Source organism: Novosphingobium sp. SG751A (genome assembly GCF_013149295.1).
GTDB lineage: Bacteria > Pseudomonadota > Alphaproteobacteria > Sphingomonadales > Sphingomonadaceae > Novosphingobium.
On record NZ_JABGCB010000004.1, the window covers coordinates 296,413 to 313,888 of the forward strand.

A 17,476-nucleotide genomic window follows, 5' to 3' on the forward strand; every position below is an offset into this window, starting at 1 on the left:
CCCGCATTGCGAGGAGGATGCAGCGTGACCGATCTGACCGAAGGAAATGACGTCCTCGTCCTTAATCTCACTCAGAGCAGCACCATCAATGCGCTGGGCGGAAATGACACCCTGACGATCATCGGCGTTGCCGACCGATACAGCGAAGAGGAAGCTCCCCTCTATAGCATCACCGCCAATGGCGGAGCGGGGGATGACCGGATCATCATCCAGGGCTATGTTTCAAGCGCCACGATTGATGGCGGCACAGGCGATGATTTCATCAGCTTCATCGAGGATGACCCCGACCGTCCTGGCATCGCCTATGGCGGCGACGGCAATGACACAATCCTGGGCATTGAAGGCGTCGGGGGCGCTGGAAACGACTATCTCGGGAATGGCGGCGATGGCGGTGACGGCGACGACACCATCTATGGCGGCGGCTATGGCGGCAATTACGGCGGCGCAGGTTCCGACATGCTGTTCGACCAGATGATCGCCGATGGCGGCGCGGGCGACGATTTTATCTGGGGCGGCGAGGTGATCAACGGCGGCGACGGCTCGGATTATCTGCTGGGCGGTTACTATGCCTATGGCGGGGCGGGCAATGACATCATGCTGAGCGCTTTTGCCGATGGCGGGGCTGGCCGCGATGTCTGGTTCGGCCTCTATCCCGATCTGAACGCAGGCACAGACGGCGACAAGATCGTCCTCAATGATGGCCACAGACTGGTCTCGTCCTTTTCGGGCGTGGCCGGAGAATTCCTCCTGACGCCCGAAGGCGCGGCGATTGACGAGGATGGCGATGGGGTGGCTGACTGGGTCTATGAACACCCCGGTCTGAGCGCCGGCGACTTCCTTGCGGCTGGTTTCGACGGCGATCCCCTTGCCGCCGTGGACGATGCCTTCACCGGCACGGGGGCGGCCGAATACATTCATGGCGGCGGGGGAAATGACAATCTGAGCGGGGGCGGCGGCCTTGATTTCATCTTCGGCGGGTTTGGCCATGATGTTCTCTCGGGCAATGCCGGGGATGACCTGCTGGTTGGTCAGGCGGGCGATGATCGCCTCTATGGCGGATCGGGCGCGGATGAACTCGACGGTGGCGATGGCAATGACACGCTTTCAGGCAGCGCAGGCGATGATTTCGCCTATGGCGGGGCGGGCAATGACGTGATCGCGGGCGGCGATGGCAACGACCGGCTGCTGGGCGAAGGCGGTGATGATCGCCTCAACGGCGGCGATGGCGACGACACTCTTGTTGGCGGCACGGGCAAGGATGTGCTCACCGGCGGCAATGGCGCGGACCGTTTCATCTTTGCCCCCGGTGACAGCAAGGCGGGCGGATCGCTGCGCGATGTCATCACCGATTTCCAGACCGGCATCGACAAGCTCGACATATCAGCGCTCCACATCACCGATTATGCGGGCCAGATCGGCTTTCAATCAATAGGTTCGGGGCTGATCGTCTATGCCGATCTCAACGGCAATGGTTACGACAATTCCGACTTTGCCGTCCAACTGACCGGCGTGAGTGCACTGGTGCAAAGCGATTTCATTGTGGCGTGAGCTGCGCGGGCAGCGACAATCCGCTGCCCCGATACCGTGATAATTCCGGCGGATAAGATCCCCTTATCTTTGCCTTTGTGTCCAGGCCCTTTCGCTCCTATTCTGGTCACTCGCATCGCCCCTGCGGCCGGCAAACCCGCCGCTATAACAGGGAGAGCAAGAGGATGACCCATGTTCTGAGAGCCGCCAGCCAGAGCGATCTGTCGGCGATCTATGAAATGGCCAAAAGCACCGGCGGCGGCTTTACCAACCTGCCCGCCGACCGGGCAAAGCTGGCGAACAAGCTGGAAATTGCCGCCGCCTCCTTTGCCCGCGCGCCCGACACTCTGGCCGACGACCGGTATATGTTTGTGCTGGAAAACACCGAGACCGGCAAGGTGCGCGGCACATGCCAGATCTTCTCCTGCATCGGCGCTGACCGGCCCCACTACAGCTATCGCATCGACGCCTTTACCCATTACAGCAGCGAATTCGGCCGCGCCATGCGCTGCGAGATGCTGACCATGGTGACCGATCACAACGGCAGCAGCGAGGTGGGCGGTCTGTTCCTGCACCCCACCGAAAGGTCGGCCGGGGCCGGATCGCTGCTGGCGCGCAGCCGCTATCTGTTCATGGCCATGCACCGCCCGCGCTTTGCCGACCGCACTCTGGCCGAATTGCGCGGGGTGATCGACGATTTCGGCATATCGCCCTTTTGGGACGGGGTGACGGGCCGCTTCTTCGGCATGACGTTTCGCGAGGCCGACGAGTTCAAGGCCCTGCACGGTGCGCAATTCATCGCCGACCTGATGCCCAAACATCCGATCTATACCGCCATGATGCCCGAAAGCGCGATTGCCGTGATGGGGGTGGCCCATCCTTCGGGCCGCGCGGCGCAAAGGATGCTGGAAAAGGAAGGCTTTGCCTATCGCAACTATATCGACGTGTTTGACGGCGGCCCCACGATGGTCTGCGCCACCGACGATATCGCCACGATCCGCTATGCAAGGCAGGATGCACTGATCTCCATCGCGGACAATGACGGCCCGCAAAGTCTGGTGGCGCGCGGCAGGCTGGGCGGTTTTCGCGCCGCCTATGGAAGGGTGACGATGGCCGAGGGCGGCATCATCCTCGACCCGGCCGCAGCAGAGGCCGTTCGGGCCACAGCGGGCGAAAGGCTTACCCATATTCCACATTGATGAGGCAGGAGGCAGGCGATGCTGGAGGTGAATTTCGACGGACTGGTCGGCCCCAGCCACAATTACGCGGGGCTGTCGCTGGGCAATATCGCCTCGGCCACCCATGCGGGCGCCACCTCCAGCCCGCGCGAGGCCGCGCTTCAGGGCCTTGCCAAAATGCGGCGGATGATGGGGCTGGGCTTTGCCCAAGGCCTGCTGCTGCCCCATGACCGGCCCGATGCGAACTGGCTGCGGCAATTGGGTTTTGCGGGCGATGACACAGCCGTCTGCCGCGCCGCGTGGGAGGCCCAGCCCGCCTTGCTGCGCAATGCCTTTTCCGCCTCGGCTATGTGGACCGCCAATGCCGCCACCGTCTCGCCCCGGCCCGATACGGCCGATGGGCGCATGCATATCTCGATCGCCAATCTCTCTTCCATGCCCCACCGCAGCATCGAGGCAGGCCAGACCGGGCGCCAGTTGCGCCAGCTTTTCGCGGGCCTGCCCGGTGTGGTTGTCCATGATCCCCTGCCCGCCTGTTTCGGTGATGAGGGCGCGGCCAACCACATGCGCCTGTGCCCCGGCCATGGCGAGGCGGGGCTGGAAATCTTCGTCCATGGCGCCGGGCCGGTCAACGGCTTTCCCGCGCGCCAGCACGCTGCGGCTTCGCAGGCGCTGGTGCGGCGGCACAGGCTTTCTCCAGACCGGGCCATCCTCGCCCGACAGAGCAATGACGCGATTGCGGCGGGGGCCTTTCACAATGATGTGGTCGCGGTGGCCAATGAAACCGTGCTGTTTACCCATGAACAGGCCTTTGCCGAGCAGGAAAGCCTTTATACGCAAATCCACCAGCTTATGCCTGAGGCCGAAATCATCGAAGTGCCCGCCAGCCTCGTCTCGCTCGACGATGCGATCCGCTCCTATCTCTTCAACTCGCAACTGGTGACGCTGGGCGATGGCGGCATGATGCTGTTGCTGCCCGAGGAAGCGCGCGCTGTTCCTTCTGTAGCGCATTGGCTGGAGGCGCTAAAGGAGGCGAATGGGCCGATTGGCCAAGTGGAATTCATGCCTCTGCGCGAATCCATGCGCAATGGCGGCGGCCCGGCCTGCCTGCGGCTGCGCGTCGTGCTGGACGAGGGCGAACTGGCCGCGCTCGATCAGCGCTTCCTGCTCGATCCGGCCAAATGCGATGCGCTGGCCGCGCTGATCGAGCGCCACTGGCCCGAACGCATCGCGCCAGAGGACATCGGTCATCCCGAAATCTGGCGTCAATGCCAAAGCGCGCGGGCGGCCTTGCTCGACCTGCTTGGTTTTGGCCAGGAGGAACTGCTATGATCCTCCCCCGCTCCGATCAGCCCTTTATCCGCATGGCGCGGATGGAGGATCTCGACGCCTTGTTTGCGCTTGCGGGCCTGTCCGGCGGGGGCATGACCAATCTGCCGCAGGACCGCGAGGCCCTGAGCGAACGCCTGTCATGGAGCGAACGCTCGACCAACGCGCAAATCGCCGCCCCGCAGGACGAATTCTACATGCTGGTGCTGGAGGATGGCGCGGGCCGCATCATCGGCACGGCCAGCATCTTTTCGCGCGTCGGCACGCAGTGGCCCTTCTACAGCTACAAAGTGGCCCGCGTCACCCATGTGTCGCGCGGACTGGACCGAATGTTTTCCACGCAAGTTCTCCATCTGGTGAATGATTTCGACGGGGCGAGCGAGGTGGCGGGCCTGCTGCTGCATCCCGATGCGCGCGCAAAAGGTCTGGGTGCGATGCTGGCGCGCAGCCGCTTCCTCTTCATCGCCCAGCACCGCGAGCGGTTTGGCGATCAGGTGGTGGCCGAATTGCGCGGCTGGATGGACGGGCCCAACAGCCCCTTCTGGGACGCGGTGGCGGGCCCCTTCTTCGGCGGCGACATGCTGGAGGCGGACCTGTTCAACGCCATGCATGGCAATCAGTTCATCGCCGATCTGATGCCGCGCTATCCGATCTACACCTCGATGCTGCCCGCTGATGCGCGCGCGGTGATCGGTCGTCCGCATGATAATTCGGCCCCCGCCTATCGCCTGCTGCTGGCCGAGGATTTCCTCGACGACGGCTATTGCGACATTTTCGACGCAGGGCCCACCGTCCATGCCCGCACCGACCATATACGCACCATCCGCGAATGCGAAGTGATAGACCCGGCCGTGCCCATCCGCGCCACAAAGGGCCCCCACCGCCTGTACGCGGCGGGCCTTTTGCGCGATTTCCGCGTGTGGAAGGAGGACTGAAATGATCCTGCAATCCTATGATCCGGCCAGCGGCGAGGTCGTCTGGGAGGGCGCGGTCGATGGCCCCGCGCAATGCCACGCCGCGTTGAAGCGCGCCCGCGCCGCAGCCCCGCTCTGGGCGCGAACGCCGCTGGAGGAACGTCTGGCCATCGCCCGCCGCTTCGCCGCCCTGCTCAAGGAAGGGCTGGAACCCTTGGCCCGCCTGATCTCGCGCGAGACGGGCAAGCAATTGTGGGAGAGCCGGGGCGAGGTCAACGCCATGATCGGCAAGGTGGAGATTTCCATCGCCGCACAGGCCGAGCGAGCAGGAACGCGCGAACAGGCTATGCCCTTTGGCCGCTCGGTGCTGCGCCATCGGCCGCATGGGGTGATGGCGGTGCTGGGGCCGTATAATTTCCCCGGCCATCTGCCCAATGGTCATATCGTGCCCGCGCTGATCGCGGGCAATGTGGTGGTGTTCAAACCATCGGAGGAAACCCCGGCGGTAGGCGCGCATGTGGCGGCGCTCTGGGCGCAGGCGGGCCTGCCCGATGGCGTGTTCCAGATCGTGCAGGGCAGGCGTGAGACGGGCGCGGCGCTGATCGCGGGCGATATTGACGGCCTGCTTTTCACCGGATCGGCGCAGGCGGGGCGCGCCTTCCGGCATGCCTTTGCCGACAGGCCGCATGTCATTCTGGCGCTGGAACTGGGCGGCAACAATCCGCTGGTGGGATGGGACGGCGATCCCGAGGCCGTCGCCTCGCTGGTCAGCCATTCGGCCTTTATCACTACGGGCCAGCGCTGCTCCTGCGCGCGCCGCCTGATCCTGCCGACCGGGGCCGAAGGGGACAGGATGCTGGACGCCGTGCTGGCGCAGGCGGCGATGCTGCCGCTGGGCGCATGGGACGAGGGCGAAGGCTTTATGGGCCCTCTGATTTCAGCGCAGGGGGCGGACCGGACCCGACGGGCGGTGGACGCTTTGGCAGGTTCAGGCGCGCGGATATTGCTGCCCGCCACCGCTCCGCGCGATGGTAACCAAGCATTCATGGGCGCCTCCGTGCTCGACGTGACCGGGATCGCCGCGCCTGATGAGGAGATATTTGCGCCTGTTTTGCAGGTGATCCGGGTGGCCGATTTCGACGCCGCCATCGCGGCGGCCAACAACACCGCCTTCGGCCTGTCGGCAGGGCTGATCGCGCAGGACCCGGCGCTGTGGGATCGCTTTGCCGCGCAAATCCGCGCGGGCGTGGTCAATTGGAACCGCCCGACCACGGGAGCAGCCTCGGCCATGCCCTTTGGCGGATTGGGGGAATCGGGCAACCACCGCCCCAGCGCCGCCTATGCCGCCGATTACTGCGCCTTTCCCGTCGCCAGTTTCGAAGCGCCGCGCATCGAGAGCCTGCCTATTCCGGGTCTGATGCCATGACGCCGACCGAAAGGACCGTCGTGGAGCAGGCCAAGGCCGCGCCCATGCTCGATCAGGTCCTGCGTTGGGCGGCGATCAACAGCGGCAGCGGCAATCTGGCGGGCCTTGCTGCGATGGCGAGCGAACTGGCCGATGCCTGCGCGCCGTTGCCCGGACAGATCGCCTTGCTCGATCCTGCGCCCGTCACAAGGATCGACGCGCAGGGGCATGAACGCGAGGTGACGCATGGCCGCAACCTACTGCTGACCGTGCGTCCAACGGCCCCGGTCCAGATCCTGCTGACGGGCCATATGGACACCGTCTTTGATGCCGAGCATCCGTTTCAGTCCTGCCAATGGCTTTCGCCCGGTGTGCTGAACGGGCGCGTCCTCAACGGTCCGGGCGTGGCCGATATGAAGGGAGGTCTCGCCGTCATGATCGCCGCCCTGCGCGCCTTTGAAACCTCACCCGAATGCGAAAGGCTCGGCTATCAGGTCGTGTTCAACAGCGATGAGGAGGTCGGCTCGCCCGGATCAGCGGCGCTGCTGGCGCGGGCGGCGGCGGGCAAGCTGGCAGGGCTCACCTATGAACCCTCCACCCTGCCCGATGGCACGCTGGCCGCAGCAAGGCCGGGCAGCGGGAATTTCTCGATTATCATAACCGGGCGCAGCGCCCATGCCGGACGCAACCCGCAGGATGGGCGCAACGCCGTGGTGGCCGCCGCCGATCTGGCGCTGCGGCTGAGCGCGCTGATTAGCCCCGGCCTGTCGGTCAATTGCGCGCGGATCGAGGGGGGCGGGCCGAACAATGTCGTGCCCGATCATGCGGTGCTGCGCGTCAACATCCGCCCGCGCACGCGGCTGGACGAGGCATTGGCCAGCGAAGCGCTTGACCGCATCATGGCCCAGGTGGCCGCCGCGCATGATCTGCATATCCACCGCCATGGTGGCTTTGCCCGCCCGCCAAAGCCGATCAATGCGCAGGGGCAAAAGCTGCTCGAACTGGTATGCGCCTGCGGGCAGATGCTGGGGCAGGAGATCGGCTGGAAGGACAGCGGCGGAGTCTGCGATGGCAACAATATCGCGGCCTGCGGCGTGCCGGTGGTCGATACGATGGGCGTGCGCGGGGGCGCGATCCACTCGCCCGACGAATATCTGATTACCGACAGTCTGGGCGAGCGGGCCGCCTTGAGCGCGCTCCTGCTCTGCCGCCTCGCACGCGATGGGGTCTAGGGCCGATCCGCCATCGCGGCATAGAGCGCAAAGGGGTCCAGCACCGCACGCCCCAACGCCGCCTCGAAGGCGGCCTGTGCCCCCTGCTCGCCATAGGCCTCGTGCTGCTGCGCGCCCAGATTGGACTGAAAAATCCCCGCCGCGCTGACCGGCAGGAAATCCTCATAGGTCAACGGTTCGAGCGTGATCGTGCCATTGGGGGCTGTTAGGCGGCGGGCATAGATCAGCTCCCGCTCCACCAACGTCTCCAGATCATCGGGAAAATCCGCGAAGGCCTGCGCCAGCCTTTGCTCATAGGGCAAGTCCGCAGGGCCCGCCTGCACCTGCGCCAGCAAGCGGTCATAGAGCGCGCGGCCCTTGGGGGTCAGCGCCGCCCCGCGCTGCTCGATCTCGCCAAAGCGGGCGGTGTGGCGACCCGGAGCGCCCTCATCCCCGGCAAAGCGCACGCTTTCGGTCAAAGCCTTAAAGCTGGTCTGGCGCAGGAGGATCGGGATCGCGCGCGGTGGCGGCCCCTCGATCACCTCCTTGATATCCAGCCCCTGCGCCAGCATAGCGGCCTGTGCGGCATCAATGTCCAACGTGCGCGGGGTCAGATGGTTGATATGCGGCCCGCGAAAAGCCACCACATCGGCCACCAGACGATGGCTGGCCACCAGCCGGTCATAGGTCACTCGGTCCACCAGCGTATCCTCGTGCCAGCGGAAGGTTTCGAGCAGGCCCGCCACGAAGGCATCTGCATCGGCCTCATCCAGCCCCCCTTGCGCCTCATGCCGCTCGGCCAGTGCCAGCACTTCAGGGCGAAAGATCTGCCGCGCCGCCAGCAGCGCGGATGCCTCACGCCGCAGATCAGGATCGGCGATCAGTTCCAGCCGGAGCAGCGAGCAGAACACCCGAAACGGGTTACGGGCCAGCGCTTCTTCCGTAACCGGGCGAAAGGCGGTCGAATGCACCGGCACCCCCGCCGGGGCCAGATCGTAATAGCCCACCGGTTCCATGCCCATCACCGCAAAGGCCCGCCCCATCATCGCCAGTTCGGCGGCGGTCCCCACACGGATCGCGCCATGCCTTTCGATCTCCACGCGCGCAGGGGCGGCGCCCGCCGGGGCAACGCGGGCATTGACCTTCGCCACGATGGCCAGCAAATCGCCATAGAGCGGAACCTCAGCGCGATACATGGCGGAAAGCGCCGCGCAGAAACGGTCGCGAATGGTGCTGGCATCGACAAGCCCGGTCGTCATATTTCATCTCTCCACAGGCGCGGCGACCCTATACCATGCCGCCATCATTCGATCACCACTTCAACCAGCGTAGGCGCCGCAGAAGCCAGTGACCAGTTCAGCGCCGCATCGAGATCCTCCGCCCGCTCGACGCGCTGAGCGTTAACTCCCTGCCCCGCCGCGATCTGCACGAAATCGAGGCCCGCCAGATCGGTCCCCTCGACGGTTTGCATGCCGAACAATCGCCCAAACCCGCGCAGGGCGTCATAGCGGCGGTTGTTGAGAATGATGAAACTGACCGGCGTGCCCAGTTTCGCGGCGCTCCAAAGGGCCTGAATCGCATACATGGCCGATCCGTCGCCGATCAGGGCAATCACCTTTTCATCGGGCCGTGCCAGCGCCATACCCACCGCCGCAGGCAGCCCATGGCCCAGCCCGCCGCTGGCGCAGGTGTAGAAGCCATCGGGACGCGTGATCGGCAGATGGTCGTGCATAGGGCCGCGCGCGGTGGGCGCTTCCTCAACAATCACACCGCGCGCGGGGCGCAAGGCCGCAATGCGCGAGAGCAGCCAGCGGTCGGTGATGGCCCCGCCGCCGGGCGCGGCCGGTTCGGGCCGGATCAAGGCGGGGGGCATCGCACGCTGCGGCGCGGGCGCGGACAGCAGCGCAGCGATGGCATGGCCCGCATGGGCCACGATGGACAGATCGCAGGGCGCCCAACTGGCTTGCCCCGGATGATCGGCGATGAAAATGGTGGTAGCGCCGGGCGGCAGATGCGGCCCCTCGCCCTCGACATGATAGAGGCTGAGCGGACCGCCGATGGCGAGGATGACATCATGATTGCCAAGCGCTGCGACGATGGCCTCGCGCCTTGGATCCAGGAAGCCTGCGAAAAGGCGATGGTCCTCGGGAAAGCTGCAACGCGCGCTGAAAGGGGCGACATAGACAGCAGTCTGATGCTTTTCAGCCAGCGCCACGGCCCCATCCCATGCCCCATCGCGCGCCACCCCAGCGCCCAAAACCAGCGCCGGGCGCCGCGCGCGCGCCAGCAAAGCGGCAGCCTCGGCCAGCAGCGCAGGATCGCCGGGATTGGCCGCTCCGGCGCGAGGGGGTACCATGGGATAGCAATCACGTTCCCAATCATCGATGGGAATGGAAACGAAGGTGGGCCCGCGCGGCGGCTGCATCGCCACGATCCACGCGCGCGCAATGGCGGCGGGAACATCCTGCGCGCGGGCCGGTTCGACCGCCCATTTAACGAAAGGGCGGGGAAATTCGGTGGCCCCTTCGGCATAGAGGAAAGGTTCGAAGGGCAGGATCGAGCGCGCCTGTTGACCGGCGGTAACGACCAGCGGCGTCTGGTTGCGAAAGGCGGTGAACAAATTGCCCAGCGCATGGCCCGTCCCCGCGCTGGAATGCAGGTTGACCAGCGCCGCGCGACCTGTCCCTTGCGCATAGCCATCGGCCATGGCCATCACCACGCTTTCCTGAAGCCCCAGCACATAACGGAAATCATCGGGAAAATCGCGGAACATCGGCAATTCGGTGCTGCCCGGATTGCCAAAGATCGTGGTCATGCCCAATTGGCGCAACAGCGCCTGCGTGGCCTCGCGAACCGTGGTCATCTGCCCTCTCCTTTGGCCGCGATGGTGGCGCAAAACAGCGGCGGAGGCCACGGGAAACGCGGGCATATTGCGCAAAAGTCGTAATGGGCAAGGCCCATCATGAGGAACATCCGCGCAGATCAATAAATGCGCGAAGATGAACAAATGTTCATTTAAGAAATTAGGGGTGGTTCACAATACAGGCGACTTCGTCTTCATGGCCGTCAAATAAAATTTTCTAAATTTCATGATTATTTCAATCATGAATAACGGTTAATCGGCAGAAATGCCGGATTTTGGCCATTTGGCCCATGGCGAAGTTACATTCGTGCAACATTCGCAGACGCCGCGCTCTCTGGCGCGATGCGTCGCTTGAGCCGCAAAGGCGCGGCCGATAGGCACACTTCACGCAACACATTCAAACTACGAGGATATTATGAAAGCTCTTGCTTCAGCCGTTCTGGCAGCGGCCGCCCTTGCTGCGGCCCCGGCCCATGCCGAGGCCGCCCGCGGCCCCCGCGTCGAGGCCAAGATCGGCTATGATTCCACCTCGGTCGGCTTTTTCGGCTGGAGCATTTCCCGGTCGGGCTTCACCTATGGCGGCGAAATCGGCTATGACCTCCCGGTGAGCAAGAACGTCTCGCTCGGCGCCGATGCCGAAGTGACCGGCGTCACGACCGAGTATCACAACGCCCAATATACGCTGAAATTTGGCCGTGACCTTTATGCAGGCGGCCGCATCACGCTTTCGGCCGCCCGCAATGTCAACCTCTACGCCAAGGTCGGCTATGCCAATGCCCGCAGCATCGAAACGCTCGGGCCGCTGCGCGCTTCGGGCAACGGCGATGGCGTGCGTGCCGGGGTTGGCGCGCAATATCTGTTCAACCGCAATGTCTATGCCAGCGTTGAATATCGCTATTCCAATTTTCAGGACAACGTTTCGCGCAATCAGGTCCTGACGGGTCTGGGCTACCGCTTCTGATAATCAGGCAGGCCCTCGATCCTTCTCCATCGGCGGGGTGATCGAGGGCTCCGCGCCAGGCCTTACCCCGATTTCGGCCAGCAGCCATTCGCGGAACCGGCGGATCTTGGGCGTGCGGCGGCGATGTTCGGGATAGACGAACCAATAGGCGATCCCCAGACTGGACACCTGGGGGAACAATTGGACCAGCCTCCGGTCCGACATGTCCTGATGCCAGAAAAACGGGGTGAGCATGGCCACCCCTTGCCCCGCCATGGCGGCATGACCTTCATTGGCCTGCGAATCCATGCGCACGCCCTGCAACGGCCCCTCCACCGCCTGCGCCAACCCCGCCTGCCGCAGCCAGCAGGCCCATGAGGGATCGTGCGGGCTGATCAGCGGCAGGCCCAGCAGATCCTGCGGCCGGATGCGCCCGCCCTGCGCCGCCAGAAAGCCGGGGCTGCACATGGGCGTAAAGTTCTGCTCCATCAGCCGATCCGCCGCCAGCCCCGGCCACACGCCACTGCCCGACCGCACCGCCACATCGACCCCGTCGCCTGACAGATCCGCCAGGCCTTCCTGCATCAACAGCCGCACCGCAATATCGGGATAGCGCATCTGAAACCGCCCGATCCGCCATGCCAGCCAGGCGTTGGCAAAGGTGGGCGTGGTCGAAATGGTCAGCGTGGTGTCATCATCGGCGCGCATTTCGACAAAGGCGGCCTCGATCATGTCCAGCCCCTTGCCGATCCGGGCCGCCGCGCTGCGCGCCGCATCGGTCAACGCCACCCGCTGCCGCTCGCGCCGGAACAATTGCTGGCCCAGATTATCCTCGATCAGGCGGATCTGATGGCTGACGGCGGCTTGCGTCATGCCCAGTTCGCGGGCGGCGGCGGTGAAGTTTTCGTGCCGCGCCGCCGCTTCGAAAACGCGGACGGCGGCCAGAGGGGGGATCTTACGCATGACCGCATCATAAGCACAGCTAATGATGCCTGTCGATCAATTGGTTGGCCGAAATGCGCAGCGAATGGCATAGCGGCGTCACTGTTTAGAGGACATTCGCCATGCAACAAGCATCCATACCCTGCTCAAACCGGGGGAATTTCTCCCCTCTGCTCTCTTTGCAGACGCTGTGGCTGGCGGTTGTGCGTGTGTCGGCTGTCCATGTCCGCATCGCCTTTGCCAGCCCATGGGACAGCATGCACCCATAGACCTGACTTATCTACTGCGCCGCAGCAGTCCCGGCACGGCAAACCCCAACGCCATCGCTCGATAGGCATAGCTGGCCAGCAGGGCGATCCAGATGCCGGCGTCGCCCATCGGCTTTAATGCGAAGTCGGTCAGCAGATAGAGGCCCAGCGCGACCAGCGCTGCGTTGCGCAGAGCGGTCCCGGCAATCGCGCCGATGAAAATGCCGTCGAGCAGCCAACTGGCCACGCCCACCAAAGGCACAGCCGCGCAATAGGGCAGCATCGCATTGGCCAGCACCCGGATCGCCGCATCATGGGTGAGGAATGCGATGGCGGCAGGACCGACCAGAAGAATTGTCAGCGAAAACATCAAGCCGCCGCCCAGCGAAAACTCCCCTGTCAGGCGGATCGCCCGCAGCAATGTGGCTCGGGAACGCGCACCGATGGCCGCCCCCACCCGCGCCTCAGCGGTAAAGGCGAAGCCGTCGAGGACGAAGGCGCTGATGCTGATCATCTGCATCAAGACATGATTGGCTGCCAGCGGCACCGGCCCCAGCGCGGCGGCCGAGCGGGTGAACCATGTAAAAATCGCCAGCAAAGCCAGCGTGCGCACCATAATATCGGCATTGACCACCACCAGCCGCCGAACCGCCGCCATATCCAGCAACCGCGCCCGTCCAATCGCGCGCAATTGCCCGCGCCAATCCGGCCCCAGCACTTGGGCAATGGCAGCCATCCCGCCTGCCAACGCGCTCCATTCGGCCAGAGTCGTGCCAATCCCGACCCCGCGCGCGCCCATGCCCAGCGCGCCGACAAAGAGCAGATCGAGGCCGATGTTCACGCCGTTCATCAACGCCTGCACGCCCAGCGCCAGTCGTGTCCGCCCAAGACCGAGCAGCCAGCCATTGATCGCGTAAAAGCCCAGCGCCGCCGGTGCGCCCAGAAAGCGCATGATAAGAAAATCATGCGCCGCATCGCCCACGCCTGCAGGCGCGGCCATCAGCCTCAGACCCAGCGGCACGATCGCCGGCGAGAGCGCCAGCAGCATCACCCCCAGCCCCAACCCAAGCGCCAGCGAGCGCAGGATGGTCGCGCAGACCTCCTCATCCTCCCTCGCCCCTTTTGCCTGCGCGGTGATCCCGGTCACGCCCATGCGCAGAAAGCCAAAGCTCCAGAACACGAGGTTGAGGATCGTCGTGCCCAGCGCCACCCCGCCAAGGTTGCGCCCATCGCTGAGCCGACCGATGACCGCGACATCGACCACGCTGACCAGCGGCACCAGCGCCTGACCCAGAATGATCGGCCAAGCCTGCGCGAAAATGGCGCCTCGGGTGATGTTCCTATCGTCAGCCAACGGGCAGCGCCGTGGTATATTTCGTCATCGACAGCGCGAAATGCGAGGCCGCCGCCCCCACCGCAGGATGCTCCAGGAGGGTGCCCATCAGGAAATTCTCATAATCGGCCACATCGGCCACGACGATCCGCAACAGATAGTCCCATTCGCCCGACATGGAGAAACATTCGACCACCTCGGGCCGGGCGCGCACAAATTCCTCGAAGGGCCGACGCACCTCCTGCGCATGATGGCGCACGCGAATGTTGCAGAACACATTGACCCCGCGCCCGATCTTGTCCGGATCGACCAGCCGGACGGTCGCGGTCAGAATGCCCGCCGCCTCCAGCGCCTTGATCCGGCGCCAGCATGAGGCCGACGAAGTGCCTACCCGCTCCCCCAATTCGGCATGGCTGAGCGATCCGTCATGCTGGAGCGCATCGATGATTCGCAGGTCAATTGGGTCAAGCCGATATTCCTGTTTCACATATCACCGTATGATTGATATTCTGTTTCAGAATTTCCTCAAAGTGCCGGGATTTTGAAATCCAATCAAGCCGGTTTTGTGAGATAATTCTGTCATGACCCACTATAGCGCCGTCAAGCCCCCGCAGGCCGCCGATGACTGGACCATACCGCAAGAGTGGGACAGATACGGCGCGGATGAGCATGCCATGTGGGATCATCTGTTCGAGCGGCAGACGCGGATGCTGCCGGGCCGCGTGGCCCCCGCCTTTCTCGAAGGGCTCGACATTTTGCGCCTGTCCAAACCGGGCATTCCCGATTTTACCGAACTCAACATCCGTTTAATGGATGCAACCGGATGGCAGGTGGTCGCGGTGCCGGGGCTGGTACCCGATGCAGTGTTTTTCGACCATCTGGCCAACCGGCGCTTTGTGGCGGGGCGCTTCATCCGCACGCCCGAACAGATCGACTATCTCGAAGAACCGGATATTTTCCACGATGTCTTTGGCCATGTCCCCCTGCTGGCCAACCCCGTTTTCGCCGATTACATGCAGGCCTATGGCCGGGGCGGTCGGCGCGCCGGGGAACTGGGCGCGATTGCAAGGCTGGCGCGGCTCTATTGGTACACGGTGGAATTTGGGCTGATACGCGGGGCTGACGGGCTGCAAATCTACGGCGCGGGCATCGTCTCCTCTTTCAGCGAGTCGATTTTTGCCCTCGACGATCCCTCGCCCAACCGGATCGCTTTCGATCTGGGGCGCGTGATGCGCACGCTTTATCGCATCGACGATTTCCAGCAGACCTATTTCGTGATCGACAGTTTCGAGGATCTGTTGCACCAGACCATCGAAAGCGATTTCGCCCCGCTCTATCGCTCCTTGCAAGGCGCGCCGGATATTGGTCCTGCCGCCGTGCTGGACAGCGACCGCGTGGACCATCGGGGCACCCAGCATTACGCTCATTCCAGAACCGTTCCAACCAAGGCCCCCGCATGACCATCACTCCCCTGCCCATGCCCGCCATCAACGAAGCTCTGGCGACCCTGCCGGGCTGGACTTACGATGCCCCGCGCAAGGCGATCCATCGCCGGATTGTCCTGAAGGACTTCGGCCAAGCGCTCGCGCTGATGGTGCGGATCGGCGTTGAGGCGGAAAAGCGCGACCATCATCCCGAATGGACCAATGTCTATAACCGGCTCGATATCTGGCTCACCACCCATGATGCGGACGGCGTTTCGACGCGCGATCTGGACCTGGCCCGGCGGATCGATGAATTGATCTAAGCCGGATTTTCTCATGCTTATTGGCTTGACCTTGCCGCACGGTGTTACAACCATGGCGCGATGAGATGGCCTCCTTCCCATTCCTTGCTCCGCGCGGCGGTAACGCTGCGCCAATGGCTGCGGGGCAGCGAGTTGGCGTTCATCCTGCTGGCTGTGGCAGTGGGCGCAATGGCGGGTCTGACCACGGCGGCGCAAGGCTGGCTGGCCCATGCGATACAGGGGCTTATCTATGGCGTCGCCGCCAACCGGCTGAGCGCGCTGGCGGAGATCCATCATCCGTGGAAACTGCTCGCGCTGCCGCTGGGCGGGCTGGTGCTGGTGCTGCTGGGGCGGATGCTGGCCCGCCGCGCCGGCAGCACCAGGGCCGGCGCACCTATCGACGTGGTGGAGGCCAACGCGCTGCATGGCGGGCGGATCCCGGCCTTCGACAATCTGGTGATCGCGGCGCAGACGATCCTGTCCAACGGCTGCGGCGCCTCGGTAGGGCTGGAGGCAACCTATGCGCAGATGGGCGGCGGCATCGCCTCGCTCTTGGGCCAGTGGTTGCGGTTGCGGCGGGCCGATCTGCGCAATCTGGTGGGCGCCGGGGCCGGGGCGGCGGTAGGTGCGGCCTTTGGCGCGCCGCTGACGGGCGCTTTCTATGCCTTTGAAATCGTGATCGGCGCCTATAGTACGGGGGCGGTCGCCCCGGTGATCGCGGCGGCGCTGGCGGCCGCTCTCGTGCTGCGCGGGATGCATAGCGAACCCTATCTGATCGCCACAACCGCCACGCGCGCGATCACCATCGTCGATTATGGAGCCTATGCCTTGCTGGGCGCCATGTGCGCGCTGATGGGGATCGGCGTAATGCGCCTCGTCACGCTGGCCGAGCGGTGGTTTCAGGCATGGCCCGTGCTGGTGCGCTGGCGGCCGGTGGCGGGCGGGGTGATGCTGGCCGGGCTGGCGCTGCTTTCGCCCCAGACGCTCTCGGCGGGCCATGGCGCGCTGCATCTCAATATGCTGCTTCAGCCGCCGGTGCCGCTGCTGCTCTTCGTTATGGCGCTCAAGATCGCCGCCTCGGTGATTTCGCTGGCCAGCGGGTTTCGCGGAGGGCTGTTTTTCGCCTCGCTGTTCCTCGGCTCACTGCTGGGTCAGGCCTTTGGGCAAGTGTTCAACCTCAACCCGTGGGGGCTGGTGCTGTCACCGGTCGATGCCGCGCTGGTGGGCATGGCGGGGCTGAGCGTATCCATCGTGGGCGGGCCGATGACGCTGGCGCTGCTGATGCTGGAAACCACGCATGATTTCGCGTTGATGGGCGTGGTGCTGACCGCCGCGCTGGTTTCCGCCAGCATCACGCGGGAAATGTTCGGCTATTCCTTCTCCACATGGCGTCTGCATGTGCGCGGGACCGACATTCGCAGCCCGCGCGACATCGGCTGGATGCTGACGCTGAACGCCGGGCGCATGATGCGGCGCGACTGGACCAGCGTGCTTTCCGACATGAGCGTCGCGCAATTTCGCGAAACCGTGCCGCTGGGCGCGACCAGCAAGGCCATCATCACCGATGCCGACGGCCATTATTGCGGCATCGTGGCCACCGCCGCCGCCCATGCGCCACAGGGCGACCCTCTGGCGCCGGTGGGTTCGCTGGCAATGCTGGCAGACACCACGCTGACCCCCGCCATGGGGATCAAGAGCGTGCTGAACAGTTTCGACAGCGCGATGGCCGACGAACTGGCCGTGGTGGATGCGCAGGGCCAGGTCATCGGCGTGGTCAGCGAGCGCCACGCGCGGCGGCGCTATCTGGAAGAGATCGAGGCGGCTCAAAGGCAGATGTTTGGCGAAACCTCGCGCTGATGC

General features: G+C 64.5%; 16 protein-coding genes. 11 read left to right on the plus strand and 5 right to left on the minus strand.

The features are described from left to right. Positions 1 to 24 precede the first annotated feature (24 nt). From FHW96_RS07385 to FHW96_RS07410, 6 genes are all read left to right on the plus strand, one after another. The gene (locus FHW96_RS07385; protein WP_172339895.1) at positions 25 to 1,548 is read left to right on the plus strand and encodes a calcium-binding protein; all 1,524 of its coding nucleotides are present in this window, start codon (positions 25 to 27) and stop codon (positions 1,546 to 1,548) included. A 164-nt stretch (positions 1,549 to 1,712) separates the two neighbouring features. Next, a complete protein-coding gene (locus FHW96_RS07390; protein WP_172339896.1) occupies positions 1,713 to 2,726 on the plus strand; it encodes an arginine N-succinyltransferase in 1,014 nt (337 codons plus the stop codon). A gap of 18 nt (positions 2,727 to 2,744) precedes the next feature. Next, positions 2,745 to 4,037, plus strand: coding sequence for an N-succinylarginine dihydrolase (locus FHW96_RS07395; RefSeq protein WP_172339897.1), 1,293 nt, complete (start codon positions 2,745 to 2,747; stop codon positions 4,035 to 4,037). Then, positions 4,034 to 4,969: an arginine N-succinyltransferase gene (locus tag FHW96_RS07400; protein WP_172339898.1), complete on the plus strand. Its 936-nt coding sequence runs from the start codon at positions 4,034 to 4,036 to the stop codon at positions 4,967 to 4,969. The genes FHW96_RS07395 and FHW96_RS07400 overlap by 4 nt, the downstream gene beginning before the upstream one ends. Position 4,970: 1 nt before the next feature. Then, positions 4,971 to 6,374: a succinylglutamate-semialdehyde dehydrogenase gene (astD, locus tag FHW96_RS07405; RefSeq protein ID WP_172339899.1), complete on the plus strand. Its 1,404-nt coding sequence runs from the start codon at positions 4,971 to 4,973 to the stop codon at positions 6,372 to 6,374. Continuing rightward, entirely contained in the window at positions 6,371 to 7,585 is a 1,215-nt protein-coding gene (locus FHW96_RS07410; protein WP_172339900.1) for a hydrolase, read from the plus strand. The genes astD and FHW96_RS07410 overlap by 4 nt, the downstream gene beginning before the upstream one ends. Here the strand turns inward: FHW96_RS07410 and FHW96_RS07415 are convergent. Then, the gene (locus FHW96_RS07415) at positions 7,582 to 8,823 is read right to left on the minus strand and encodes a VOC family protein (protein WP_172339901.1); all 1,242 of its coding nucleotides are present in this window, start codon (positions 8,821 to 8,823) and stop codon (positions 7,582 to 7,584) included. The genes FHW96_RS07410 and FHW96_RS07415 overlap by 4 nt on opposite strands. A 44-nt stretch (positions 8,824 to 8,867) precedes the next feature. Continuing rightward, positions 8,868 to 10,427, minus strand: coding sequence for a benzoylformate decarboxylase (mdlC, locus tag FHW96_RS07420; RefSeq protein ID WP_172339902.1), 1,560 nt, complete (start codon positions 10,425 to 10,427; stop codon positions 8,868 to 8,870). A gap of 415 nt (positions 10,428 to 10,842) precedes the next feature. On the opposite strand from mdlC, the gene FHW96_RS07425 reads away from it, so the two are divergent. Continuing rightward, positions 10,843 to 11,388 carry a porin family protein gene (locus FHW96_RS07425; RefSeq protein WP_172339903.1) on the plus strand — a complete coding sequence of 182 codons (546 nt, stop codon included), beginning with the start codon at positions 10,843 to 10,845 and terminating at the stop codon, positions 11,386 to 11,388. Positions 11,389 to 11,391: 3 nt separating this feature from the next. Here the strand turns inward: FHW96_RS07425 and FHW96_RS07430 are convergent, their stop codons facing one another. Continuing rightward, positions 11,392 to 12,330 (minus strand): LysR substrate-binding domain-containing protein, encoded by a 939-nt coding sequence (locus FHW96_RS07430; RefSeq protein WP_172339904.1) that lies wholly within the window; start codon positions 12,328 to 12,330, stop codon positions 11,392 to 11,394. A gap of 101 nt (positions 12,331 to 12,431) precedes the next feature. Between FHW96_RS07430 and FHW96_RS07435 the strand changes: the two genes are divergently transcribed. Continuing rightward, on the plus strand, positions 12,432 to 12,578 hold the full coding sequence (locus FHW96_RS07435; protein ID WP_172339905.1) for a hypothetical protein: 147 nt from the start codon (positions 12,432 to 12,434) through the stop codon (positions 12,576 to 12,578). Positions 12,579 to 12,585: 7 nt separating this feature from the next. On the opposite strand, the gene FHW96_RS07440 is transcribed toward FHW96_RS07435, so the two are convergent. Together FHW96_RS07440 and FHW96_RS07445 are read right to left on the minus strand one after the other, a co-directional pair. Continuing rightward, positions 12,586 to 13,911: an MATE family efflux transporter gene (locus FHW96_RS07440; RefSeq protein WP_216650816.1), complete on the minus strand. Its 1,326-nt coding sequence runs from the start codon at positions 13,909 to 13,911 to the stop codon at positions 12,586 to 12,588. Further along, positions 13,904 to 14,377, minus strand: a complete 474-nt coding sequence (locus FHW96_RS07445; protein WP_172339906.1) for an Lrp/AsnC ligand binding domain-containing protein — start codon at positions 14,375 to 14,377, stop codon at positions 13,904 to 13,906. Before FHW96_RS07445 ends, FHW96_RS07440 begins: the two co-directional genes overlap by 8 nt. A 94-nt stretch (positions 14,378 to 14,471) precedes the next feature. On the opposite strand from FHW96_RS07445, the gene phhA reads away from it, so the two are divergent. The 3 genes from phhA to FHW96_RS07460 are packed head-to-tail and all read left to right on the plus strand — an operon-like array spanning position 14,472 to position 17,473. After that, a complete protein-coding gene (gene phhA, locus FHW96_RS07450; RefSeq protein ID WP_172339907.1) occupies positions 14,472 to 15,350 on the plus strand; it encodes a phenylalanine 4-monooxygenase in 879 nt (292 codons plus the stop codon). Then, positions 15,347 to 15,637, plus strand: coding sequence for a 4a-hydroxytetrahydrobiopterin dehydratase (locus FHW96_RS07455; RefSeq protein ID WP_216650817.1), 291 nt, complete (start codon positions 15,347 to 15,349; stop codon positions 15,635 to 15,637). Before phhA ends, FHW96_RS07455 begins: the two co-directional genes overlap by 4 nt. Positions 15,638 to 15,697: 60 nt before the next feature. Continuing rightward, a complete protein-coding gene (locus FHW96_RS07460; RefSeq protein ID WP_172339908.1) occupies positions 15,698 to 17,473 on the plus strand; it encodes a chloride channel protein in 1,776 nt (591 codons plus the stop codon). The last annotated feature ends 3 nt before the right edge of the window (positions 17,474 to 17,476 follow it).

Coding starts and splice junctions, on each gene's coding strand:
- FHW96_RS07390 (WP_172339896.1), top strand. CDS start 1,713: ATGACCCATGTTCTGAGAGCCGCCAGCCAGAGCGATCTGTCGGCGATC.
- FHW96_RS07395 (WP_172339897.1), top strand. CDS start 2,745: ATGCTGGAGGTGAATTTCGACGGACTGGTCGGCCCCAGCCACAATTAC.
- FHW96_RS07400 (WP_172339898.1), top strand. CDS start 4,034: ATGATCCTCCCCCGCTCCGATCAGCCCTTTATCCGCATGGCGCGGATG.
- astD (WP_172339899.1), top strand. CDS start 4,971: ATGATCCTGCAATCCTATGATCCGGCCAGCGGCGAGGTCGTCTGGGAG.
- FHW96_RS07410 (WP_172339900.1), top strand. CDS start 6,371: ATGACGCCGACCGAAAGGACCGTCGTGGAGCAGGCCAAGGCCGCGCCC.
- FHW96_RS07415 (WP_172339901.1), bottom strand. CDS start 8,823: ATGACGACCGGGCTTGTCGATGCCAGCACCATTCGCGACCGTTTCTGC.
- mdlC (WP_172339902.1), bottom strand. CDS start 10,427: ATGACCACGGTTCGCGAGGCCACGCAGGCGCTGTTGCGCCAATTGGGC.
- FHW96_RS07425 (WP_172339903.1), top strand. CDS start 10,843: ATGAAAGCTCTTGCTTCAGCCGTTCTGGCAGCGGCCGCCCTTGCTGCG.
- FHW96_RS07430 (WP_172339904.1), bottom strand. CDS start 12,330: ATGCGTAAGATCCCCCCTCTGGCCGCCGTCCGCGTTTTCGAAGCGGCG.
- FHW96_RS07435 (WP_172339905.1), top strand. CDS start 12,432: ATGCAACAAGCATCCATACCCTGCTCAAACCGGGGGAATTTCTCCCCT.
- phhA (WP_172339907.1), top strand. CDS start 14,472: ATGACCCACTATAGCGCCGTCAAGCCCCCGCAGGCCGCCGATGACTGG.
- FHW96_RS07455 (WP_216650817.1), top strand. CDS start 15,347: ATGACCATCACTCCCCTGCCCATGCCCGCCATCAACGAAGCTCTGGCG.
- FHW96_RS07460 (WP_172339908.1), top strand. CDS start 15,698: ATGAGATGGCCTCCTTCCCATTCCTTGCTCCGCGCGGCGGTAACGCTG.